This is a genomic window from Arthrobacter sp. EPSL27, from assembly GCF_001512305.1.
Classification (GTDB): domain Bacteria; phylum Actinomycetota; class Actinomycetes; order Actinomycetales; family Micrococcaceae; genus Arthrobacter.
This window is the reverse complement of the sequence record NZ_LNUT01000005.1, coordinates 348,277-371,959: the sequence shown is the minus strand read 5'-3', so window position 1 is coordinate 371,959 and position 23,683 is coordinate 348,277. Positions and strand designations below refer to the sequence as shown.

Annotated in this window: 17 protein-coding genes and 2 tRNA genes; 4 read left to right on the top strand and 15 right to left on the bottom strand. The window is 67.6% G+C overall.

Annotated features, from left to right (window positions below):
- A complete protein-coding gene (locus AR539_RS12655; protein ID WP_066437414.1) occupies positions 1-3,243 on the bottom strand; it encodes an Rne/Rng family ribonuclease in 3,243 nt (1,080 codons plus the stop codon).
- A 489-nt stretch (positions 3,244-3,732) separates the two neighbouring features.
- Here AR539_RS12655 and AR539_RS12650 point away from each other — a divergent pair, with 489 nt between their 5' ends.
- Positions 3,733-4,401: a vitamin K epoxide reductase family protein gene (locus tag AR539_RS12650; protein WP_066437411.1), complete on the top strand. Its 669-nt coding sequence runs from the start codon at positions 3,733-3,735 to the stop codon at positions 4,399-4,401.
- Between the two features lie 109 nt (positions 4,402-4,510).
- Here AR539_RS12650 and ndk read toward each other — a convergent pair whose 3' ends face one another.
- The 4 genes from ndk to ileS are packed head-to-tail and all read right to left on the bottom strand — an operon-like array spanning position 4,511 to position 10,147.
- A complete protein-coding gene (gene ndk, locus AR539_RS12645; protein WP_066437408.1) occupies positions 4,511-4,930 on the bottom strand; it encodes a nucleoside-diphosphate kinase in 420 nt (139 codons plus the stop codon).
- Positions 4,931-4,969: 39 nt separating this feature from the next.
- Complete coding sequence (locus AR539_RS12640) at positions 4,970-5,413, bottom strand: DUF4233 domain-containing protein (RefSeq protein WP_066437405.1); 444 nt, start codon at positions 5,411-5,413, stop codon at positions 4,970-4,972.
- A 3-nt stretch (positions 5,414-5,416) separates the two neighbouring features.
- Positions 5,417-6,787, bottom strand: a complete 1,371-nt coding sequence (locus tag AR539_RS12635) for a bifunctional folylpolyglutamate synthase/dihydrofolate synthase (RefSeq protein ID WP_066437398.1) — start codon at positions 6,785-6,787, stop codon at positions 5,417-5,419.
- A gap of 3 nt (positions 6,788-6,790) precedes the next feature.
- On the bottom strand, positions 6,791-10,147 hold the full coding sequence (gene ileS / locus AR539_RS12630; RefSeq protein WP_066439952.1) for an isoleucine--tRNA ligase: 3,357 nt from the start codon (positions 10,145-10,147) through the stop codon (positions 6,791-6,793).
- 366 nt (positions 10,148-10,513) lie between these two features.
- On the opposite strand from ileS, the gene AR539_RS12625 reads away from it, so the two are divergent.
- On the top strand, positions 10,514-11,560 hold the full coding sequence (locus tag AR539_RS12625; protein ID WP_231728607.1) for an endonuclease/exonuclease/phosphatase family protein: 1,047 nt from the start codon (positions 10,514-10,516) through the stop codon (positions 11,558-11,560).
- Between the two features lie 7 nt (positions 11,561-11,567).
- Here the strand turns inward: AR539_RS12625 and AR539_RS12620 are convergent, their stop codons facing one another.
- Positions 11,568-12,341 (bottom strand): SDR family oxidoreductase, encoded by a 774-nt coding sequence (locus AR539_RS12620; RefSeq protein WP_066437393.1) that lies wholly within the window; start codon positions 12,339-12,341, stop codon positions 11,568-11,570.
- A 93-nt stretch (positions 12,342-12,434) separates the two neighbouring features.
- Between AR539_RS12620 and valS the strand changes: the two genes are divergently transcribed.
- Positions 12,435-15,041, top strand: coding sequence for a valine--tRNA ligase (gene valS, locus AR539_RS12615; RefSeq protein ID WP_066437390.1), 2,607 nt, complete (start codon positions 12,435-12,437; stop codon positions 15,039-15,041).
- A gap of 347 nt (positions 15,042-15,388) precedes the next feature.
- Here the strand turns inward: valS and AR539_RS12610 are convergent, their stop codons facing one another.
- The 6 genes from AR539_RS12610 to AR539_RS12585 form a co-directional block, all read right to left on the bottom strand.
- The gene (locus AR539_RS12610; RefSeq protein ID WP_066437388.1) at positions 15,389-16,000 is read right to left on the bottom strand and encodes a mycothiol-dependent nitroreductase Rv2466c family protein; all 612 of its coding nucleotides are present in this window, start codon (positions 15,998-16,000) and stop codon (positions 15,389-15,391) included.
- 101 nt (positions 16,001-16,101) lie between these two features.
- Positions 16,102-17,382: an ATP-dependent Clp protease ATP-binding subunit ClpX gene (gene clpX / locus AR539_RS12605; RefSeq protein WP_066437387.1), complete on the bottom strand. Its 1,281-nt coding sequence runs from the start codon at positions 17,380-17,382 to the stop codon at positions 16,102-16,104.
- 149 nt (positions 17,383-17,531) lie between these two features.
- Complete coding sequence (locus AR539_RS12600) at positions 17,532-18,191, bottom strand: ATP-dependent Clp protease proteolytic subunit (RefSeq protein WP_066439950.1); 660 nt, start codon at positions 18,189-18,191, stop codon at positions 17,532-17,534.
- Positions 18,192-18,224: 33 nt separating this feature from the next.
- Positions 18,225-18,857 (bottom strand): ATP-dependent Clp protease proteolytic subunit, encoded by a 633-nt coding sequence (locus tag AR539_RS12595; RefSeq protein WP_066437384.1) that lies wholly within the window; start codon positions 18,855-18,857, stop codon positions 18,225-18,227.
- 276 nt (positions 18,858-19,133) lie between these two features.
- Positions 19,134-20,531: a trigger factor gene (gene tig, locus AR539_RS12590; protein ID WP_066437382.1), complete on the bottom strand. Its 1,398-nt coding sequence runs from the start codon at positions 20,529-20,531 to the stop codon at positions 19,134-19,136.
- A 67-nt stretch (positions 20,532-20,598) separates the two neighbouring features.
- Positions 20,599-20,673 (bottom strand) — tRNA-Pro (locus AR539_RS12585).
- 133 nt (positions 20,674-20,806) lie between these two features.
- On the opposite strand from AR539_RS12585, the gene AR539_RS12580 reads away from it, so the two are divergent.
- A tRNA-Gly gene (locus AR539_RS12580) sits at positions 20,807-20,877 on the top strand.
- Positions 20,878-21,012: 135 nt separating this feature from the next.
- Here the strand turns inward: AR539_RS12580 and AR539_RS12575 are convergent.
- The 3 genes from AR539_RS12575 to AR539_RS12565 form a co-directional block, all read right to left on the bottom strand.
- Positions 21,013-21,951 (bottom strand): Fpg/Nei family DNA glycosylase, encoded by a 939-nt coding sequence (locus tag AR539_RS12575; RefSeq protein WP_066437380.1) that lies wholly within the window; start codon positions 21,949-21,951, stop codon positions 21,013-21,015.
- Positions 21,951-22,442 (bottom strand): ribose-5-phosphate isomerase, encoded by a 492-nt coding sequence (locus tag AR539_RS12570; RefSeq protein WP_082699350.1) that lies wholly within the window; start codon positions 22,440-22,442, stop codon positions 21,951-21,953. The genes AR539_RS12575 and AR539_RS12570 overlap by 1 nt, the downstream gene beginning before the upstream one ends.
- Before the next feature lie 120 nt (positions 22,443-22,562).
- The gene (locus AR539_RS12565; RefSeq protein WP_066437378.1) at positions 22,563-23,564 is read right to left on the bottom strand and encodes a hypothetical protein; all 1,002 of its coding nucleotides are present in this window, start codon (positions 23,562-23,564) and stop codon (positions 22,563-22,565) included.
- Positions 23,565-23,683: the final 119 nt, after the last annotated feature.

Sequence of the window (23,683 nt, the reverse complement as noted above, 5' to 3'; positions counted from 1 at the left end):
CTACAGCTCCGAGGCGGGTACCCCGACGCCCAGGATGATGGGCTCGCTGGCGGCCGGCTTGGCCGCCGGTGCCGCGGCGGCCGGAGCCTTGGCCTCGTGCACTGCACCGGCAACGGCCTGCCGGGTTTCCTGGCGCTGCTCCACCGAGGTCTCATTCGCTGCACCCTGGGCACGGCTGGCGCTCCGGTTGCGGCGGCCGCGGCGGGACGTGCCGGCCGCCGGTTCCTGCGGTGCAGGCGCCTGGGGTGCCTGCTCCTTGACCGCTGGCGCCTGGGCAGCCTGTGGTGCCTGCTCCTTGGCGGCGGGTGCCTGGGCTGCGGGCTCCTGCTCCTTGGCCGCCGGCGCCTGGGCTGCGGGCTCCGACGCTCCCGGGGCTGCCTCGGCTGCACCCAGGTGTGCGAACGCCTCGGTGAGCAGGTCCAGGGTCAGGGCAGGCGCGGTGGCCTCGTCCGCGTGCTCCACGAACGGCAGGGCTACCTGCTCGCCGCCGAACGTCAGCACCGCGGCGGGGCGCCCGGCGGCTTCCTCGGTTTTAGCCAGCTCGACAGCGGCTTCCACAGCTGCTTCGCGGGTCTTGGCATCAGCGCCGGTGGCTGCCTCGCCGTCGTGCAGGTGTGCGGCGTGCGCTGCTGCGGCGATGTTCGCCAGGGCGGCGCGGGTGGCCTCGGCCTTCGCGTGACGCTCGGCCTCGGTGGGCTCGGCGTGGACGGCGGCCGGGGCGGACTGGGGCTCGGCGCCCTGGCCTCCCCTGCCGCGGCGGCGGCTCTTGCGTTCGGTCCGCGCGGCCGGCTGCTGCTGCTGCTCGGCCCGCGGCACGTGGTGCTCGGCGGCAACAACGTTGGCGCGGCGGTGTTCCACGGGCTCGTCGTGGGTGACGATGCCGCGGCCGGCGCAGGCTTCGCACTGCTCGCCGAAGACTTCCAGCAGGCCGGTGCCCATCCGTTTGCGCGTCATCTGGACGAGGCCCAGCGACGTCACCTCGGCCACCTGGTGCTTGGTCCGGTCCCGGCCCAGGCACTCCACCATGCGGCGCAGCACCAGGTCGCGGTTCGATTCGAGAACCATGTCGATGAAGTCGATCACGATGATGCCGCCGATGTCGCGGAGCCGCAGCTGCCGGACGACCTCCTCGGCCGCTTCCAGGTTGTTCTTGGTGACGGTTTCCTCGAGGTTGCCGCCGCTGCCGGTGAACTTGCCGGTGTTGACGTCCACCACGGTCATGGCTTCGGTGCGGTCGATCACCAGGGATCCGCCGGAGGGCAGGAAGACCTTGCGGTCCAGCGCCTTGTGGATCTGCTCGTCGATGCGCCAGGCCGAGAAGATGTCCGTGTCCTTGGTCCACTTCTCCAGCCGGCCCACCAGGTCCGGCGCCACGTAGGTGACGTACGCCTCGATGGTGTCCCATGCTTCCTCGCCGGAGACGATCAACTTGGAGAAGTCCTCGTTGAAGACGTCACGGACCACCTTGATGGTCAGGTCGGGTTCGCCGTAGAGCAGTTCCGGGGCAAGGATCTTGGTGGACGTCGACTGGCCCTCGATGCCTTCCCACTGGGCCCGGAGCCGGTTGATGTCGTGCGTCAGCTCTTCCTCGGACGCGCCCTCGGCGGCGGTGCGGACGATTACGCCGGCATCCTCCGGCAGTCGGTCCTTGAGGATGCGCTTGAGGCGGTTGCGTTCGACGTCGGGCAGCTTGCGGGAGATGCCGGTCATGGAACCGCCGGGAACGTACACGAGGTAGCGGCCGGGCAGCGAGATCTGGCTGGTCAGGCGGGCACCCTTGTGGCCGACCGGGTCCTTGGTGACCTGGACCAGAACGGAGTCGCCGGACTTCAGCGCGTTTTCGATCCGGCGCTGCTTGCCCTCAAGGTTGACGGAGTCCCAGTTGACCTCGCCGGCGTAGAGCACGGCGTTGCGGCCGCGTCCGATGTCGACGAAGGCGGCTTCCATGGAGGGCAGCACGTTCTGGACCTTGCCCAGGTACACGTTGCCGATCAGGGAGTCCTGCTGGGTCTTCGAGACGAAGTGCTCGGCCAGGACGCCGTCCTCCAGGACGCCGATCTGGATTCTGTCGTCGCGCTGGCGGACGATCATCTGGCGGTCGACGGATTCGCGCCGGGCCAGGAACTCGGCCTCGGTGATGACGGTGCGGCGGCGTCCGGTGTCGCGGGATTCACGGCGGCGCTGCTTCTTCGCTTCGAGACGGGTGGAGCCCTTGAGGGAGGTGACGCGGTTGCTGACGGGTGCCTCGGCGGCGGTGCGGGGCGCACGGACGCGGGTCACCGTGTTGGGCGGATCGTCGTCTCCCCCGCCGGTCAGTTCAAGGTCCTGGTCGCCACGGCGGCGGCGCCGGCGGCGGCGGGACGTCACGCCTTCGTCCAGTGAACCCTCGGACACCTCGTCGGCTTCGTCGTTGTTGTCCTCGGCGTCGTTCTCGGAGTCGGACTCGCCGCCGGCGCGGCCGCTGCGGCCGCGCCGTCCCCGGCTGCGGCGGCGGCGGCGGTTGCCGGCGTCGTCGTCGGACTCGGCTTCCGTCTCGTCGTCTTCGGTTTCCGCCGCGGCGGCGGGTGTCGGGCGCACGACGGCGGTCAGGTCGGGGGCCTGGAAAATCATCGAGGTCACAGCGCCGGGCTCCATAAAGAGCGAGGGGGCCGCGGCCGGCGTCTCGGCTGCTGCGGCGGGGGCCTCTTCTGCGACGGGTTCTGCAGCGGGCTCGACGGCGGCAGGCGCGGCGGCTTCGGCGGCGGGGGTTTCCGCGGTTTCGGCGGCGGCGGGCTCCGCGGCGGGCTCAACCACCGGAGCGGTGGCTTTGGCGCGGCTGGCGCGGCGGCGGACCGGCTTCTCCACCGGAGCGGCCGCAGCCACCTCAGCGGCTGCAGTGTCGGCATCCCCGGCGGGCTGGGAGACGGCTGCGGCATCGGTTGCGGCGTCTGCTGCGGCCGTGTCTGCGAAGGCCGGCAGGGGTTCGGCCGGTTCGGCGACCTTGCGGGCGCGGGAGCGGCGGGCGGGCGCCTTGGCCTTGGCCTCCGGTGCGGGAGCAGCCTCGATGGCCTCCGCGGGAGCCTGGTCGAGCTGCGCGGGAGCAGCTGCCACCGGCTCCGCTTCCTCAGCGGGGGTCCCTGCCTTGGGCAGGGGCTTGCGGCGGGTCCGAAGCGGGCGCTTCGGCGGGGTAACTACAGCCGCTTCGTCAGTTTCAGTGGGGACAACATTCTGGTCGTTATCCGTTGTTACCTGGTCATTATCCATATGTGGCGACACTCCTGCCCCTGATGCGCCGCCACATCCGGCACCCGTTGGGGCAAATATTTGTCAACACCCGCGGGCATTGACAGAAGTCAATTGGATACCCTCAGGTTCGCACCGGCAGTGGGGTGCGGCAGACCTGGAGGGCCGGCGGAATTGTTCTGAAACCCGTTGACCTCTACGCCACAACCAGGTGCCGTCCAATGGCATTGCGGGACAGCCTGGATCGATGGATCCGTGGCTCCCTGCTCTTCATTGGCGGTCTTGGGAACAAAGTCGCCGGACCGGGACCCGGATGTGGATCGGGTTCCAGCCACGATCATTGTCTCACAGGAGCCGTCAAAGCCTGCGTAAGGCGGTCATCCTGTCCGCCGTCCGGACCGAATCACTGGGGAAGGCACCGGGCTTCCCGGAATTCATTCAGCCTCCGGCGATAGAATCAACCCAGTTGCACCGACCTGCAGTTGCACCGATCTGAAGGACACCCATTCCATGCCCAGCATCTCCAGTGCCACCGGCGAGGCACCCGCGCAGCACAGCCCCAGCACACCGGCAGAGCAGCGGCCGCTGCCTCCGATGACCCGCGACCGGCCGTTCGCGTGGCTCCTGCTGATCACCGGCGTCGTCGGCTGGCTGGCATCGGGCGCCCTGGTGCTGGAAAAGCTCGAGGTCCTCAAGGATCCCAGCCACGTGACCGTGTGCGACGTAAACCCGTGGATCTCCTGCGGCCAGGTGATGCAGACCTGGCAGGGGTCGGTGTTCGGCTTCCCCAACATGTTCATGGGCATCGTGGCCTTCGCCGTCATCATCACCACCGCGATGGGCATGCTCGCGGGGGCAAAGTTTGCCCGGTGGTACTGGCTGGGCCTGCAGACCGGCGTGACCCTGGGCTTCGCCTTTGTGGTGTGGCTGTGGTCGCAGGCGCTGTACTCCATCCACATCCTGTGCCCGTTCTGCATGGTGGTCTGGGCCGCCATGATTCCGATGTTTGTCTGGGTCACCGTCCGCAACATCTCCCACGGCGTGATCCGGCTCCCCGAGGGCCCAACCCGGATCCTGGGCGACTCCGGCTGGATCATCACCGCCCTGCTCTACGTCGCCGTGGTCGCCACCATCTTCTTCGCCTTCATCCAGGTCTTCATCGGGACCTCCGGCTACTGAGCGGATGAACCCCGGTTAACCGCCGCGAGGTGACAGATAAGGCCAATGTTCATCGCGAACGTTGGCCTTATCTGTCACCTCGGCGGGGCCGGGTGTACGGTCCCGGAGCTTAGCCCTGGAACCAGATCTTGATCTCGCGCTCGGCGGATTCCGCCGAGTCCGAGCCGTGGACCAGGTTCTGCTGCACTGCCAGGCCCCAGTCGCGGCCGAAGTCGCCGCGGATGGTGCCGGGCGCCGCCGTCGTCGGGTCGGTGGTGCCGGCCAGCGAGCGGAAGCCCTCGATCACGCGGTGGCCCTCGAAGATCGCGGCGACAACGGGGCCGCTGAGCATGAACTCGACCAGCGGCTCGTAGAACGGCTTGCCCACGTGCTCCTCGTAGTGCTGCTCCAGCAGTTCCCGGCTCGCGTCGACCTTCTTGAGCTCGGCCAGGGTGTAACCCTTGGCTTCGATGCGGGCGATGATGCTGCCGGTCAGGTTGCGGGTGACGCCGTCGGGCTTGATCAGGACGAGGGTGCGCTCAATGCTCACAGCTGCTCCAATGTGTTGGGGTGGGATTCGGACACAAGTCTAGTTGCTTTGCTCTTCCGGGTGGGCCGCGTCCCAGGCGGCCTGCTCCCGTTCTCGCTGCGCGGACTCGCGGTCAATCCGGATGCCGGTGCGGATCCCGTACCACCAGGCCACCGCGAACAGCCCGCCGACCAGGTACATCGCAGGCTCAAAGATGCCGGTCAGGATCAGGACGATCTGCAGGACCCAGCCCAGCGCCACCCCCCACGGCTTGGTGAGCACCGCGCAGGTGAAGGCGTAGACGAGTGCCAGCCCGATCCCCACGGAGAAGATCAGGACCGGCGGGAACTCGTCCCGCCGCAGCCCGAAGACCGTGAGGGTGCCGAACAGCACCACAAAGGCTTCCAGCAGCAGCACCGTCGAGGCGAACATGACCTTGGTGGAGCGGCGCTTCTTCGGCATGCCCGGGCGCCACTCGCGCTGCGCTTTGGTGAGTTTCGCCATGGCTTACGCGTCCGCCTTTCCCAGCAGGATGCGGGCGTCGGCGACAAGTGTGATGGACCCGGTGACAAGCACGCCGCCGGCGAGGTCGTCGTTGGCTTCGGCGCGTTCCACCGCCCATTCGAGGGCGTCGTCCAGCTTCTCCGCGACGTGGATGTTGTCCTCGCCGAAGCCCAGTTCCAGGGCGAGTTCCGCGAGGTCCCCGGCCGGCACCGCACGGGGTGAGTTGGACTGGGTGAAGCAGTACTCGGCGGCCAGGTCGCCGAGGGACTCCTTGAGCTGGCGGAGGATCTCCTCGGCGTCCTTGTCCCGCAGGACACCGACGACGACCACCAGCTTGGTGAAGCTGAACGCCTCGTGGATGGCCTCGGCGGAGACCCGGATGCCGTCGGGGTTGTGCGCGGCGTCCACGATGATGGTCGGGGCGGTCCGGAGCACCTCGAGGCGCCCGGGCGAAGTGACCGAGGCGAACGCTTCCTGCAGCACCTCGGCGTCGAGCGCCTTGTCGCCGCCGAAGAAGGCTTCCAGCGCGGCAATCGCGACGGCGGCGTTCTCGGCCTGGTGCGCGCCGTGCAGCGGCACCAGCAGGTCCTCGTAGCGGCCCGCGATGCCCTGGACGGTCACCACCTGACCGCCGACGGCGACCGTGCGGGATTCGACGCCGAACTCGACGCCTTCGAACCGGAACGGGACGTTCGTCTCCCGGGCCTTTTCCAGCAGCACCTGGGCCGCGTCGCGGGGCTGCGCGGCGCTGACCAGGAAGCCGCCGGGCTTGATGATGCCGGCCTTCTCGTACGCGATGTCCTCCGTGGTGTCGCCCAGGAGGTCGGTGTGGTCCAGCGAGATCGGCGTGACGACGGAGACCTGGCCGTCGCCGACGTTGGTCGCGTCCGTGATGCCGCCCAGGCCCACCTCGATGACGGCGACGTTGACCGGCTGGTCCGCGAAGACCGCGAAGCCCAGGATGGTGAGGCACTCGAAGTACGTCAGGCGCGGCTGGCCCTCGGCTTCGAGTTCGGCGTCCACAATGGCCAGGTACGGGCGGATCTCGTCCCAGATCCGGACGAACGTCTCGTCCGGCACGGGGGCGCCGTCGATGCTGATCCGTTCGGTGACCTTGGACAGGTGCGGGCTGGTGTACCGGCCGGTGCTGAGGCCGTGGGCGCGCAGCCCGGCCTCGATCATGCGGGCGGTGGAGGTCTTGCCGTTGGTGCCGGTGACGTGGATGATCGGGAAGGCCTTGTTCGGCTCCCCCAGGATGTCCATGGCCCGGTACAGCGGCGCCAGCCGGGGCTCCATCTTGTTTTCCGGCGCACGGCCCAGGAGTTCGGCGTAGACGCTTTCCACGGAGAATTCGTCGGTCGGTTCAAAAGACATGGTTCAGGCCCCTACTTTTTCGACGGTGATCTGCAGTTCGGTGCCGTCTCCGTTGGAGGACAAACCAAGCTCCGTGGTGAGGGTCTCGGTGACCACAAGGCCTTCGTGGGCCTTCACCGCGTCGACAACATCCATCGTCGCGGTGACGTTGGTCCGGATCCGGTCGCTGACGTTCAACCCGGCGTCCTTGCGCGCCTGCTGGATGGCACGGACCATGTCGCGGGCGATGCCCTCGGCTTCTAGCTCCGGGGTGACTTCGGTGTTCAGGACCACGAACCCGCCGCCGGGCAGGACGGCCGCCGCGCGGGATCCGGCGCCCTCCGCGGCTTGAGCCACGACGGTTTCGAGGGTGTATTCCTGCGGTTCGAGCTCGAGCCCGCCGGCGGTGACCACACCGTCCTCGGACACGGACCAGTCGCCGGACTTGGACCCCTTGATGGCCTGCTGGACGTTCTTGCCCAGGCGCGGGCCGGCGGCGCGGGCGTTCACCACGAGCTTCTGCTCGATGCCGAATTCCTCCGGGGAGGCACCCTCGGCGTCGAGCAGGCGGACCGAGCGGATGTTCAGTTCGTCGGCGACGACGGCGGCGAAGCCGTCCAGCGCGGCCGCGCCGGGTGCCACCACGGTGAGTTCCTGCAGCGGCAGGCGCACGCGGAGGTTCGCTGCCTTGCGCAGCGAGGACCCCGTGGAGCAGATCTGCTGCACCCGGTCCATGGCCTCGACCAGGCCAGGGTTCGCGGGGAACAGGGCTGCGTCCGGCCAGTCGGCCAGGTGCACGGAGCGCCCGCCGGTGAGGCCGCGCCAGATCTCCTCGGAGATCAGCGGCAGCAGGGACGCGGAGACCCGGCAGACCGTCTCCAGCGCGGTGTAGAGCGCGTCGAACGCGTCCAGGTTCTCGTCGAAGAAGCGCTGGCGGCTGCGGCGGACGTACCAGTTGGTGAGCATGTCCAGGTAGCTGCGCAGTTCGTCGCAGGCCCCGGAGATGTCGTAGCTGTCCAGCTGCGCGGTCATGTTCCGGACCAGGTCGCAGGTGTTGGCCATCAGGTACTGGTCCAGGGTGTCGGCGTAGCCGTCGTAGCGGAGCTTCGCGTCGTAGCCGGAACCGCCCCCGGCGGCATTCGTGTACAGCGTGAAGAAGCTGTACACGTTCCACAGCGGCAGGATGACCTGGCGGACGCCGTCGCGGATGCCCTGTTCGGTGACCACCAGGTTGCCGCCGCGCAGGATGGGGCTGGACATCAGGAACCAGCGCATGGCGTCGGAGCCGTCGCGGTCCAGGACTTCGGAGACGTCCGGGTAGTTCCGCAGGCTCTTGGACATCTTCTGCCCGTCGGAGCCCAGGACGATGCCGTGGCTGATGACGTTGCGGAAGGCCGGCCGGTCGAACAGCGCGGTGGAGAGGATGTGCAGCATGTAGAACCAGCCGCGGGTCTGGCCGATGTACTCGACGATGAAGTCCGCCGGGTTGTGGGTGTCGAACCATTCCTCGTTTTGGAACGGGTAGTGCACCTGGCCGTAGGGCATGGAGCCGGAGTCGAACCAGACGTCCAGGACGTCCTCGACGCGGCGCATGACGGACTGGCCCTCTTCCGGGGTGCGCGGATCGTCCGGGTTGGGGCGGGTGAGTTCGTCGATGAACGGCCGGTGCAGGTCCACCTGGCCGTCCTTGTTCAGCGGCAGGCGGCCGAAGTCGGCTTCGATCTCGGCGAGCGAGCCGTAGACGTCCGTGCGCGGGTAGTCCGGGTCGCTGGACTGCCACACCGGGATGGGGCTGCCCCAGTACCGGTTGCGGCTGATGGACCAGTCGCGGGCGTTGGCGAGCCACTTGCCGAACTGGCCGTCCTTGACGTTGCCCGGGATCCAGTTGATCTCCTGGTTCAGCTCGGACATGCGGTCCTTGAACTTGGTGACCTCGACGTACCAGGAGGACACGGCGCGGTAGATCAGCGGGTTGCGGCAGCGCCAGCAGTGCGGGTAGCTGTGCTCGTAGCTGGCCTGGCGGACCAGGCGGCCCTGGGCGCGGAGTACCTGGGTGATGGGCTTGTTGGCCTCGAAGACCTGCAGGCCGGCGATCTCGGCGAGGGGGCCGTGGCCGAACAGCGGCAGGAACTTGGCGCCCTCGTCCACGGACAGGACGACGGGGATGCCGGCTTCCTCGCAGACCTTCTGGTCGTCTTCACCGTAGGCGGGGGCCTGGTGGACGATGCCGGTGCCGTCGGTGGTGGTGACATAGTCGGCCACGAGGAAGCGCCAGGCGTTCTCCGTGCCGTACTTTTCGGCGTCGGAGAAGTAGTCCCAGAGCGGTTCGTACTCCAGTCCCTCCAGTTCGGCACCGGTGTGGGTGGAGGTCACGGCGGCCTCGGCGGCGGCGGCACCCTCGGCGCCGTCACCGTAGCCGAGGTCCTTGGCGTAGGCGCCCAGCAGCTCGGCGGCGAGCAGGAAGCTCCCGGCCACCGGCGCGTCCGCAGCGGCAGCCTTGATGCCGTGGGGTCCCGCGGGCAGGACGACGTAGTCGATGGCGGGCCCGACGGCGAGCGCCGCGTTGGTGGGCAGTGTCCAGGGCGTGGTGGTCCAGGCGAGCGCCTGCACCCCGGCGAGCTGCTTCGACAGTTCCGACTCCCCCGCCGTGATGGGGAACGTGACCGTGACGGTCTGGTCCTGGCGGTTCTTGTAGACGTCGTCGTCCATGCGCAGTTCATGGTTGGACAGCGGAGTCTCGTCCTTCCAGCAGTAGGGCAGGACGCGGTAGCCGTTGTAGGTCAGGCCCTTCTCGTGCAGCTGCTTGAAGGCCCAGAGCACCGACTCCATGTACTCGACGTTGAGCGTCTTGTAGTCGTTCTCGAAATCGACCCAGCGTGCCTGCCGGGTGACGTAGCTCTTCCATTCGTCGGCGTACTTCATCACGGAGGCGCGGCATGCGTCGTTGAACTTGTCGATGCCCATGGCCTCGATCTGGGTCTTGTCCGTCATGCCCAGCTGCTTCATGGCTTCCAGCTCGGCGGGCAGGCCGTGGGTGTCCCAGCCGAAGCGGCGCTCCACCCGGCGGCCGCGCTGGGTCTGGTAGCGGCCCACCAGGTCCTTGGCGTAGCCGGTCAGCAGGTGGCCGTAGTGCGGCAGGCCGTTGGCGAAGGGCGGGCCGTCGTAGAAGACGAACTCGTTGGAGCCCGGCTTTCCGCCGGGAAGGTCGGAGTCGCGCTGGTCGATGCTGGCCTGGAAAGTGCCGTCCGCGTCCCAGTACTTGAGGATGCGTTCCTCGATCTCCGGAAACTTCACGGAGGCAGACACGCCTGCGGTGTTGGAAGTGGAGGCGCTGGACGCTGTGCCGGACTGTGCGGCGGAGGCCTTCGGGTAAAAAGTCATCTCGACATCCTGGGTTGAGCTGGTGATCACATGGATTCATTCAGGATGCGAGGACGGCCCCTGCACTGTCTGTTGACAAAAACTGTCTCGCGACAACTGTCTTGCGACAACACCGGCACCGCGGTACCACCTCACTTACCGGCACGGGAACCGCTTCCCCGGAACGGGGAAGCTGCGCCTGCACCGGCCGCTCATTACTGCTGTGACGGGCTTACCCGTCCGGTTCTACCGGCCCTGGCGTGCGACCTTGCGGGAAAGTCGTGGCGCCGGGGCGTTCTTCCGGAAGCTCACCGGTGATGGCCGGGTCAAAGCTGATACCAGAAGTCTAACAACTGGATCGGGGGTGCAGTGCCTACACTGGGTCCCATGATGTTCCGGGGACCCCGAATGGTCCGGGCCGGAGGCGGCGGCGCCCGGGCCACCCCGCGGGCGCACTCCGCCTGGCGGGCGCTGGCGGGGCTGGCAGCTGCCCCCGTTGTGGTGGTCTCCGTCTTCCGGGCCGTGCCGCGCGAATGGCCCACCACCGTGGTGCAGCTGGTGTCCTTCACCCCCTGGCTGGTGCTGCCCGCCGGCGTGTCGCTGGTGTTTGCCGTGCTGGGCCGCCGGCGCTGGATGGCAGGCGCCGCCGCGGGGCTGGTGGCCGTCCAGCTGTTCTGGCTGGTTCCCCTGGACTACGGCCGGGCGGAGGCCGAAGCCGCCGACGGCACCGGCGAGGATGCCGTGGAACTCCGCACCATGAGCCTGAACGCCAAACTCGGCAAGGCGGACGCGGACGAGATCGTCCGGCTGGTCCGGGAGAACGGCGTCACCGTGCTCACGCTGCAGGAATACACCCGGCCGCTGGAGCTCCGGCTTGAGGCCGCCGGGCTGACCGAGCTGCTTCCGAACCGGATCAACGACCCGGCAGCCCACGCCGCCGGCACCGCGGTGTATTCCGTCCACCGCCTGGTCCGCGAAGGTAAGGTGCCGGACTCGCATTTCCCGATGCCGGTCATCCGGCTCACTGCCGAGGACGGCGGGCGGACGGCCGACGTCCAGCTGACCAGCGTCCACACCCGCGCTCCTGTGGGCGTGGGCCTGCCGAAGTGGCGCAGCGATCTCGCCGCCCTCGGCCGGCTCTCGTCCCGGCCGGGGCACGTGGTGCTGGCCGGTGACTTCAACGCCAGCTACGACCACGCCGAATTCCGGCGGGTCCTGCAGGACGGGGACCGGACGATGGTGGACGCGGGCATGGCGCAGGGCTCACGTCTGGTTCCCACCTGGCCCATGGAGGACATGCCGCTTCCCGGCATCACGATCGACCACGTCGTGACCAGCCCCGCGGTGCGCAGCGCCGACTACTCGGTGCACCGGGTGGCCGGCACGGACCACGCCGCGATTGTGGTGACGCTGTCCGTCCCGGCCTCCGGCTGAGCCGGAGTCAGCCCTTGCGGATGAGCTTGTAGTTGGCGGCCTGCGCCACGGGGCGGATCACGATCTGGTCGAGGTTGACGTGGTGCGGCGCCGCCACGGCGTAGCGGACGACGTCGGCGACGTCCGCCGCGGTGAGGGGCTTCTCGACACCCTGGTAGACCTTGGCCGCGGCACCCTGGTCGCCGAGGCGGTTGAGGGCGAACTCCTCCGTCTGGACCAGCCCGGGAGCCACCTCGATCACCCGGACGTTGTGCTCGGCCTCTTCGAGGCGCAGGGCACCGGTGAGGGCGTGCTGGGCGAACTTCGCCGCGTTATAGCCCCCGCCGCCCTCGTAGGCGGCCAGCCCCGCCGTCGACGTCAGGTTCAGGACGGTGCCTTCGCCGCAGGCGCGCAGCATTGGCAGGAAGGCCCGGATGAGCTTCATGGTGCCCAGGACGTTGACCTCGAACATCCATTCCCAGTCCTCGGTGCGGGCCCCGGCCACGGTGTCCGCGCCGCGGGCGCCGCCGGCCACGTTGATCAGCGTGTCGATCCCGCCTCCGCGGGTCACCTCGTCGAGGAGCCGGGCCACGTCGTCGTCGGAGGTCACGTCCGCCGGCAGCGCGACGGCGCCGGTGTCCGCGGCGAGCGCCTCAAGCCGGTCCGCGCGGCGGGCGACGGCGTAGACGGTCCAGCCCTCGCTGCGGAGCGCACGCGCGGTGGCTTCCCCGATTCCGGTGCTGGCGCCCGTGACGAGTGCTGCTTTGGCTGTTGTTGCCGTGTTGGTGTTTCCCTCAGTCATGGCACCACCCTAGCGGCCCGCCCCGGGCAGACGCAGCGGGCCTCCCGGCAGGGCGCTGCGCCCGCCCGCGGCGGGCCGTGAAAGAATTGCCCCATGGCTGAAGACACTCAGGGTACAGACACGCCCACCACCGCCCCCATCAACGTTCCGGACAAGCCCGCCCTGGAGGGGCTGGAAGGCGCCCTCACGCGGCGCTGGCTTGACGAAGGGACCTACAAGTTCAACCCGGACACCACCCGGGAGCAGGTCTACTCGATCGACACTCCCCCGCCCACGGCGTCGGGCTCGCTGCACGTCGGACACATGTTCTCCTACACCCAGACCGACGTCCTGGCCCGCTACCAGCGCATGACCGGCAAAAACGTCTTCTACCCCATGGGCTGGGATGACAACGGCCTGCCCACCGAACGGCGCGTGCAGAACTACTACGGCGTGCGCTGCGACCCCGCCACCGCGTACGACCCCGGCTACCGGCCGCCGGCCGAGCCCGCCAAGAACCAGCGCGACTTCGACGTCGTATCGCGCCGCAACTTCATCGAACTCTGCGAGGAACTCGCCGTCGAGGACGAGAAGGTCTTCGAGCACTTGTTCCAGACGCTGGGCCTGTCCGTGGACTGGGACCTGACCTACCGCACCATCGACGACAAGTCCCGCGCCATCTCCCAGCGCGCCTTCCTGGCCAACCTCGCCGCCGGCGACGCGTACATGGCCGAGGCCCCCACCCTGTGGGACGTCACCTTCCGCACCGCAGTGGCCCAGGCCGAACTCGAGGACCGCGAAGTGGCGGGCGCCTACTACCGCTACCCGTTCTTCACCGAAGACGGCGACAAGATCTTCATCGAGACGACCCGCCCCGAACTGCTGGCCGCCTGCGCGGCCCTGGTGGCGAATCCCGACGACGAGCGGTACCAGCCGCTGTTCGGCAAGAAGGTCACCTCCCCGCTCTTCGGCGTCGAGGTGGAGGTCAAGGCCCACCCGCTGGCGAAGGCGGACAAGGGCTCCGGCATCGCCATGGTGTGCACCTTCGGCGACCTCACCGACGTCACCTGGTGGCGCGAACTGCAGCTGCCGACCCGCGCGATCGTGGGCCGCGACGGCCGCATCATCGGCGAGACCCCGGAGTGGATCACGACCGAGGAAGGCCGCACCAGCTTCGCGGCCATCGCCGGCAAGACGGTCTTCAGCGCCAAGGAAGGCGTGGTGGAACTCCTGGCCGCAGCGGACCTCCTGGACGGCGAGCCGAAGAAGATCATGCACCCGGTCAACTTCTTCGAAAAGGGCGACAAGCCCCTCGAAGTGGTCACCTCCCGGCAGTGGTACATCCGCAACGGCGGGCGCGACGAGGACCGCCGCGAACGCCTGATCGGCCGCGGCCACGACATCGAGTTCCACCCGTCGTTCATGCGCTCCCGCTACGAGAACTGGATCACCGGGCTCAACGGCGACTGGCTGGTCTCCCGCCAGCGCTTCTTCGGCGTGCCGGTACCGGTCTGGTACCCGCTGGACGCCGACGGCAACCCCGACTTCACGGCGCCGATCGTCCCGTCCGACGCGCAGCTGCCCGTGGACCCGGCCGCGGACGCGGCCCCCGGCTACGAGGAAGCCCAGCGCGACGTTCCCGGCGGCTTCACCGGGGACGCCGATGTGCTGGACACCTGGGCCACGTCGTCCCTGACCCCGCAAATCGTGGGCGGTTGGAGCACCGACGAGGCGCTCTTCGCCAAGGTCTTCCCGTTCGACGTGCGCCCGCAGGGCCACGACATCATCCGGACCTGGCTGTTCTCCTCCGCAGTGCGCGCCGACGCCCTGCAGGGCGCTGCGCCGTGGAAGCACGCGGCCATCTCCGGCTGGATCCTGGATCCGGACCGCAAGAAGATGTCGAAGTCCAAGGGCAACGTGATTGTCCCGACCGACGTGCTGGAGGAATACGGCTCCGACGCCGTCCGCTACTGGGCGGCCTCGGCCAAGCTCGGAGCGGACACGGCCTACGAGATCGCGCAGATGAAGATCGGCCGCCGCCTGGCCATCAAGCTGCTCAACGCGTCCAAGTTCGTGCTGAACCTCGGCGCCACCGAGGACTCTGTGGTCTCCACTGACCTGTCCGTGCTGAGCAACCCCCTGGACCGGGCGGTGCTGGCCCAGCTCGCCGACGTGGTCCGGCAGGCGACCAAGGCGTTCGAGAACTACGACTACGCCCGGGCGCTGCAGATCACCGAGAGCTTCTTCTGGAACTTCACCGATGACTACGTGGAGCTGATCAAGGACCGCGCCTACGGTGCCGCCGGCGAGGCCGAGCAGGCGTCCGTCCTGGCGGCGCTGGCCACCAGCCTGGACACCCTGCTGCGCCTCTTCGCCCCGTTCCTGCCCTTCGCCACGGAGGAAGTCTGGAGCTGGTGGCGCGCCGGTTCGGTGCACCGCGCCGCCTGGCCGTCCGCCGTGGAAGTCGACGGCGACACGACGCTGCTGGCCACCGTGGGGACCGCGCTCAGCGGCATCCGCAAGGCCAAGTCCGAGGCGAAGGTCAAACAGCGCACCGAGGTGCTGACTGCGGCGATCACGGCGCCGGAATCGCTCATCACGCAGTTGAAGGCCGGCCTGCCCGACCTCAAGGCTGCCGCCAACGCGCGGGAACTGACGCTGGTGGGCGGCGACGGGGAACTGTCCGTGAGCGACGTCGTCCTGGCACCGGCCGAGGCCTGACCGTAAGCCACAGCCCTGTTTCCGGGCAAAGGGGAAGCCCCATCAGCGTTTTGCCGTTGGTGGGGCTTCGACTTTTTCGATTGTCTCGTGACGTCTTAGACAATCTGGCGGGATCCTTGGAATCCAGGTCTTCCTACCTCGTCACTGGTAGCCATCATCTGACTTTGCCGAAGGCTGCGTCGGATGAGTGTCACTGAATCTTCGGTTCCTGCGTCCCGCTTCTTTCGAAGTGGGTAAATTCAATTGTTCTCCCGCCGTTCCGGAAGCACAAGAGCCCCGGAAGAACTACATCACAGTAATTCTTCCGGGGCTCTTTACTGCCGGGCTGTCAGGTGGGCACCGGGCCGTTAGCTGAAGACCGGGCTTTCGGTCCGGCTGCGCTTGAGCTCGAAGAAGGACGGGAACGACGCCAGGGTGACCGTGGCGTCCCACAGGCGTCCGGCCTCCTCGCCGCGGGGGATGCGGGTGATAACCGGTCCGAAGAACGCCGTTCCGTTGAACGCGACAACCGGGGTTCCGACATCCTGGCCGACCAGGGAAATGCCGGACTCATGGCTGGCCCGCAGCTCGGCGTCGAACGCGTCGTCTTCGCCGGCCGCAGCAAGTTCGGCCGGCAGGCCAACTTCGGCGAGCGACTTGGCGATGACCTCGCCAATGTCCTTATTGCCCTCATTGTGGATCTTGGTGCCCATGGTGTCGTAGAGCGGCTTGATGTATTCGCTGCCGTGCTTCTGGGCTGCGGCCACGATCACGCGGACAGGTGCCCAGGCCTTGACCAGGAACTCCTTGTACTCGGCCGGCAGTTCGTCGCGGCCCTCATTCAAGACGGCCAGGCTCATCACATGCCACTCGGTCGTGATGTCCCTGACCTCTTCAACCTCGGTGATCCAGCGGGACGTCACCCAGGCGAAGGGGCACATGGGGTCGAACCAGAAGTCGGCTTTATTCGTTTCAGGCACAGGTGAGCTCCTTGAATGTCTGCGGGAAAGGTGCGCTATCGGCGGCTCAGCGCCGGGCACCACGTAGGGAACAGCGGTCCTGACGGCCCTTTTATTCCGGATCAGGCGGACTTGCGGCGCTTGACGTCGTGGGCGATCATCGTGGGCGCGGCCTTGTTGGCCACCACATCCTCGGTGATGACCACCGTGGCAATGTCATCGCGGGACGGCAGGTCGAACATCACGGGAAGCAGGACTTCCTCCATGATGGCGCGGAGCCCGCGGGCCCCGGTGCCGCGCTCGAGCGCCTGGTCGGCGATGGTGTTGAGCGCCTCGTCGTCGAAGACCAGTTCGACGCCGTCGAGCTGGAACATCTTCTGGTACTGCTTCACGAGGGCGTTCTTGGGCGTCGACAGGATCTGGATAAGCGCGGCCCGGTCCAGGTTGGAGACCGTGGTGATGACCGGGAGGCGGCCGATGAACTCGGGGATGAGCCCGAACTTCAGCAGGTCCTCGGGCATGACCTCGCCGTAGGAATCGGTGGTGTTCTTGACCTCGTTGAGCGGGGCGCCGAAGCCGATGCCCTTGCGCCCTGAGCGCGACCCGATGATCTCCTCGAGCCCGGCAAAGGCGCCGGCCACGATGAAGAGCACGTTGGTGGTGTCGATCTGGATGAATTCCTGGTGCGGGTGCTTGCGGCCGCCCTGCGGCGGAACCGAGGCCACCGTGCCCTCGAGGATCTTCAGCAGGGCCTGCTGCACGCCCTCGCCGGAGACGTCCCGGGTAATGGACGGGTTCTCGCTCTTGCGCGAGATCTTGTCGATCTCGTCGATGTAGATGATGCCCTGTTCGGCCTTTTTGACGTCGTAGTCGGCGGCCTGGATCAGCTTGAGCAGGATGTTCTCTACGTCCTCGCCGACGTAGCCGGCCTCGGTCAGCGCGGTGGCGTCGGCGACGGCGAATGGAACGTTGAGGCGGCGGGCGAGGGTCTGGGCGAGGTAGGTCTTGCCGCAGCCGGTGGGCCCGATCAGGAGGATGTTGGACTTGGCGATCTCGACGTCGTCGTGGTGCATTCCCTCGGCGAGGCTGCCGCTCTTGGGGGCGTGGCCGGCCTGGATCCGCTTGTAGTGGTTGTAGACGGCGACAGCGAGGGAGCGTTTCGCGGGCTCCTGGCCGATGACGTATTCCTGCAGGAAGTCGAAGATCTCGCGGGGCTTGGGCAGCTCGAAGCTTCCCAGATCGGCCACCTCGGCGAGTTCCTCTTCAATGATCTCGTTGCAGAGTTCAATGCACTCGTCGCAGATGTAGACGCCGGGCCCGGCAATGAGCTTCCGGACCTGCTTCTGGCTCTTTCCGCAGAAAGAGCACTTGAGGAGATCCGTGCTCTCGCCAATCCGAGCCATATGTGAACCCCTTTTAGTATCTTGCTGCGGCCTGTGACATGTTCCACTCTAGGTCACTTTAGGCCGGTTGGGTGGAAAGCCGACACCGGTGCGGCCACTTAACATGGGCCGCACCGGCGTCGGAAACTGCTTGTGACGTACTTGGTGCGCTACTTGGAGATCGCCTGCGGCTTGATCTTGCGCGAATCCAGCACTTGGTCGATCAGGCCGTACTGCATGGCCTCGGCGGCGGTGAGGATCTTGTCGCGCTCGATGTCGTTGTTGACCTGCTCCGGCGTGCGGCCGGAGTGGTGGGCCAGGGTGTCTTCGAGCCACGAACGCATACGCATGACCTCGGCGGCCTGGATTTCCAGGTCGGAGGCCTGCCCGCCCTGGCCGCCGGAGAGCGACGGCTGGTGGATCAGCACGCGGGCGTTCGGCAGGGCCAGGCGCTTGCCCGGCGTGCCGGCCGCGAGGAGAACGGCGGCGGCACTGGCGGCCTGGCCGAGGCAGACGGTCTGGATCTCCGGGCGGATGTACGTCATGGTGTCGTAGATCGCCGTCATGGCGGTGAAGGACCCGCCCGGGGAGTTGATGTAGAGCGTGATGTCGCGGTCCGGGTCGGTGGACTCGAGCACCAGCAGCTGCGCCATGATGTCGTCGGCGGAGGCGTCGTCCACCTGGACCCCGAGGAAGATGATGCGGTCCTCAAAGAGCTTGGTGTAGGGATCCTGGCGTTTGAAGCCGTAAGGGGTACGCTCTTCGAACTGCGGCAGCACGTAGCGGCTGGCGGGCAGGTTGCCCGCCGTCGAACCGAAGTTGTAGTTCATGGTCATTGCTCCTGAATTCGTTGCTGTGCCGGGTCAGTTCTGGGTGGCGGTGTCGTCGCCAGTTTCATCGCCGTTGGCGTTGGTTCCGCCGCCGCCAGCCACGGAGCCCGCGTGCGCCGCGATCTTGTCGAAGAAGCCGTATTCCAGGGCTTCCTTGGCCGTGAACCACTTGTCCCGGTCGTTGTCCTTGAGGATGGTTTCCACCGTCTGGCCGGTCTGGTCTGCCGTGAGTTCGGCCATGACCTTCTTCATGTGCAGGATCAGCTCGGCCTGGATCTTGATGTCGGAGGCCGTGCCGCCGATTCCGCCGGAGGGCTGGTGCATCAGGATGCGGGCGTTGGGGGTGGCGTAGCGCTTGCCCTTGGTGCCGGAGGAGAGCAGGAACTGCCCCATCGAGGCGGCCAGGCCGGTGGCGACGGTGACGACGTCGTTCGGGATGAACTGCATGGTGTCGTAGATGGCCATGCCGGCGGTGACGGAGCCGCCCGGGGAGTTGATGTAGAGGTAGATGTCCTTCTCGGGATTCTCGGCCGAGAGCAGCAGCAGCTGGGAGCAGATCGCGTTGGCGTTTTCGTCGCGGACCTCGGAGCCGAGCCAGATGATGCGCTCTTTCAGCAGGCGGTTGTAAATGTAGTTATCCTGGGCTGCCGGATCGACAGTAGCCATCCGGGGGGCCCCTGCTTGCTGTGACATGTGTACTTACCTCTCGCTGGCGACGGTGACGCCCTGGGACGTCGTCCCAGAACTTTGGCCCTGAACTACGGCCTCACTGAACTTTCCTACATGGACACTAACCGTTTTCCCGCCTGCTTTGTGCTCAAGCGCGGGGCTGTTCGCTGACGGCGCACGTTTGCCCGGACGGGTTCATCGTGGGCTTAAAAGCGCCGCACCCCCGGATCATGGATCCGGGGGTGCGGGCAGGTAACGCGGGTGCGGGAAGTGCTAGAACTTCACTGCTGCCGGGTCATCGTTCTTGGGAGCTTCCTCGGAAGCGGCTTCCTCGACGTCGGACTCGACGGCGGTCTCAGCCTCGGCCGGTGCCTCTTCGCCGCCGGGGCGGACGAAGTCGCTGAGGTCAACCTTGTTGCCCTCGGAGTCGGTGACCTCGGCCTGGCCCAGGACGACGGCCAGGGCCTTGCGGCGGCGGACCTCGGAAACCATCATGGGGACCTGGCCGCTCTGATCGATGATCTGGGCGAACTGGTTCGGATCCATGCCGTACTGGCTGGCGGTGGTGACGATGTAGTCGATCAGCTCGTTCTGGCTGACGTTGACTTCTTCCTTTTCCGCGATGGCGTCAAGGATGATCTCGTTCTGGAAGGCACGCTCGGTGTTGGCCTTGACCTCGGCGCGGTGCTCCTCGGTGTCGTGCTCGCCTTCACCGTGGGCGTTCTCGGCGCTGAAGTGCTGTTCCAGCTGCTCTTCGACGACGGAGTCCGGAACCGGAACCTCGACCAGCTCAACCAGCTTGTCGAGGACCTTGTCGCGGGCTTCAACGCCCTGCTCGACAACCTTGGACTCTGCTGCCTGCTTGGCGAGGTCCTCGCGCAGTTCGGCCAGCGTGTCGAATTCGGAGGCCAGCTGGGCGAAGTCGTCGTCAGCCTCGGGCAGTTCGCGCTCCTTGACGGACTTCACAACGACCTTGACCTGGGCAGCCTCACCGGCGTGGTCGCCGCCCACGAGGGTGGTGTTGAAGATGGCGTCCTCGTCAGCGCTGAGGCCGGTAACGGCCTCGTCGAGCCCTTCGAGCATGGTGCCGGCGCCCACCTGGTAGGACAGGCCGCTGGCGGAGTCGACCTCGGCGCCGTCGATGGAGGCCGCGATGTCGATCGTGAGGAAGTCCTTATCGGCCGCGGGGCGGTCGACGGACTTGAGGGTGCCGAAGCGGCCGCGGAGTTCATCCAGGGCCTTGTCGACGTCGGCGTCGGTGGACTCGGCGGCGGCAACCTCAACCTTGATGCCGGCGTAGTCCGGCAGTTCGATCTCGGGGCGGACGTCAACCTCGGCGTGGAACTTGAGTTCGCCGTCGGTGGCGGACGGGTCCGGAACCTCGGTGATTTCAACCTCGGGGCGGCTCAGGGGGCGGATGCCGGTTTCCTGGACAGCAGCCTGGTACCAGCCGTTGAGGCCTTCGTTAATGGCCGTCTCCAGCACGTAGCCGCGGCCGACGCGCTGGTCGATCAGCTTGGAGGGGACCTTGCCCTTGCGGAAGCCGGGGACCTGGATCTGCGAAGCAACAGTCTTGTATGCCTCTGCGATGCTGGGCTTCAATTCCTCAAAGGGGACCTCAACATTGAGCTTGACCCGCGTGGGGGTGAGGTTCTCGACAGCGCTCTTCACAGTCTAAGTACTCCTGGTTTTAGGGGGTGGGGTTCTGCACCGCCAAGGCCTGGCGGTACCAGCAGAGTCGGGGTGACAGGATTTGAACCTGCGACTTCCTGCTCCCAAAGCAGGTGCTCTAGCCAAGCTGAGCTACACCCCGTAAGTGCACAGAACAGTCTACGGTCAAAATGTGCCGGTTTGCACATTTGACACCGGGGCCCTGAATTGGGTTTAGTTGTATCCGGCTTCAACAGCCGCCCGGAAGTTATGCAGGAAACATCCTGCAAATTCCCGGGGACGTAGCTTAATGGTAAAGCCTCAGTCTTCCAAACTGATTACGCGGGTTCGATTCCCGTCGTCCCCTCCGAGATATGACGAAAGCCCCTCCGCGGAGGGGCTTTTTTCGTTTCTGCACCATCGACTGCTCCGTATCTGCCCTTCCCGCGGGTCAAAGGGCGGCTACGGAGCAATCGATGGGATGGGCGGCACCTACATCCGGTCAGGGCGCCTGGCAGGCCGGGCACCAGTAGAGCTTCCGGGTGGCGAGTTCGGTGATTGCCACCGGCGTTCCGCAGACCCGGCAGTCCAGGCCGTGCCGCCGGTAGACGAAGTGGGCCTCCTCCGGCGCTGCCGTGGCGGGCCCCGCGGCGGTCGCGCCGGCGGACCAGTACTGCGAAGGCGTGGTGATGATCCGGCCGTCGCGGACGCCGTCGGACATCATGGCGACGGTATCGTCCCAGAGCCGCCGCGCATCCTCGTCGGGGAGCCGGTTTCCGGGCAGCCAGGGGTCGAGGCACTGCCGGAACAGCAGTTCGGCGCGGTACACGTTGCCGATCCCGGAAACGACTTTCTGGTCCATCAGGAGGGCAGCGAGGGGTGTGCGCCTGGCCAGGACGGCGTCCGTGAAGGAGTCCCGGTCGCCGGGAAGGTTCCGCAGCGGGTCCGGGCCAAGCCGGGCCACGACGGCGGCGGCCTCCGCTTCGGTGATCGCCGCACAGGTGGTTGCGCCGCGGAGGTCGGCCCAGCCGTGGGCGCCGGCGAGCCGGACGCGGACGGCTCCGAGCGGCGGGGGCGGGCCGGCGTATCCGGCGGGCCCGCCAGCGCCGTCCGCCCCGGCAGCATCCCCACCGACTGCGTCGTACTCCTCCCGCTCCCCCACCTTGCGGGGTGCACCGATGCTGGACGCGCCGCGGAAGCTCTCATCGCCGCCGAAGTCCCAGGCGCCGTAGAGGCCGAGGTGGACGTGCAGCACGAGCCCGTGTTCAAACTCCAGGAAGAGGTGCTTGCCGTGCGCCACGGCTCCGGTGAGCGTGTGGCCGTCCAGCAGCGCCGCGCCCTGGCTGAACCGGCCCTGCGGGCTGGAGACCGCCAGCCGCTCCCCCGCGAAGACGTCCCCGAACTGGCGGGCCAGCCGGTGGACGGAATGCCCCTCCGGCACTACTCGACGACCTCGCCGGTGCGCTCGTAGGTGGCGATTTTGCCGATCCGGCGGACGTGGCGCTCATCGTTGCTGAAGGGTTCGGCCAGGAACGCCTCGATGATTTCCGTGGCCTCCTCGACGCTGTGCTGGCGTCCGCCGACGGCCACCACATTGGCGTCGTTGTGCTCCCGGGCGAGCTTGGCGGTGGACAGGTTCCAGGCCAGCGCGGCGCGGACGCCCTTGACCTTGTTGGCGGCGATCTGTTCGCCGTTGCCCGAGCCGCCCAGCACGATCCCGAGGGCGCTGGTGCCGTTTTCCTGGTCGGCCACCACGGCGCGGGCGGCATTGATGCAGAACGAGGGGTAGTCATCCAGGGCGTCGTAGACCTTCGGCCCGTGGTCCACCACCTCGTAGCCTTTCGCGGTGAGGTGGCTGACGAGGTGGGCGCTCAGTTCCATGCCGGCGTGGTCGGTGGCGATGTGCACGCGCGGGAAGTCGGAAGGGGTCACGGCGTATCCGTTCGGTCGGGCAGCTGCCGGGGTCGCGGGGCTGCTGCTGCGGGTGTGGGGGCTGTTCCCAAGCCTACTAGGGCCGCGGCCGGGCGGCCTGCCCGGCTAACCTCCGGGACTTCACAATGTGGTGCCGTTGCCGGGCCGGTGCGCCCGCGCCGCGACGCGGGAGATCACCTGGGCGATGTTGTCCGCCGTCGTGGCGCTGCCGCCGCTGACCGTCAGGGTGCGGCCGTCGGAGCGGTCGACGACGACGGCGGGGCCGCTGCTGACCAGCAGCGCCGTTGCGGTTCCGTGGCTCCTGTAGCCCCAGCCTCCGTAGTCGGCTGCCTTGACGTCCTTGGGGGTCGCGGCCTCGATGGCGGCCGCGGGCACGTCCGCGACCCTGACGAACCCGGCGGCAAACACGCGCAGGCCGGCCCGGTCCACGCGGATGCGGGCAAACAGGCACGCGGCCGCAAGCAGGGCCAGGGCAGCGAGCAGGGCAGCGAGCCAGGGCACGGCAATCGTGAGGAGCGCGGCAGGCAGCAGGGTGGCGATCCCGAGCATCACAAAGACGGAGCTGCGGGCGTGCACCCACAGGCTGACGGAATCGCGGGCCAGGTCGGGATCAAGTTCGCGGGCCAGCGCCGCTTCCATGGCCCGGTCATCCTCCGTGGACCAGCGCTCGTCGGCTTTGAACACGAAGCCCATCACCACGCCCAGCCCCAGGGCCGCGCCGCTGCCCATGGCCAGCACCGCGACATCCACTTGGGCCTGGTCCGCGCCGTCGAGGCCGAGCTGGCCCACCAGCACCGCGGCCAGCACGGTGGTGATGAAAAGGCTCACGGACAGTCCCATGCCCATCATGATCCTGCGCATGATGGCGGGGCGGGACAGCGGCACGGCCTGGACCAGGACGGCCCAGCCGGCCAGCACGATCAGCGCCGCGCCCGCCGCAATAACGGACCCGAACGGCGCGAAGTCCACGGCCACGCCCCCGGACCAGCGCACCGCCAGCGGCTCGGGCAGGTCGGAGCGGATCAGGAAAGCACACACCACAAACCCGGCGGCGAGCATCAGCGGGAAACCCACCGCAAAGCGGAGCGCCCTGACGTCCGCGGAATCTCGAAGCTTTCCCATGCCTCCAACGCTACTCCGGGGCCCCGGCGTTCGATATCTTGGTGTGACCTGGGCAACTTGCCAAGCAGTGCAGAAGTGAAAGAATGGCTTCACAGTATCAAGTTCCCACCCTTATCCGT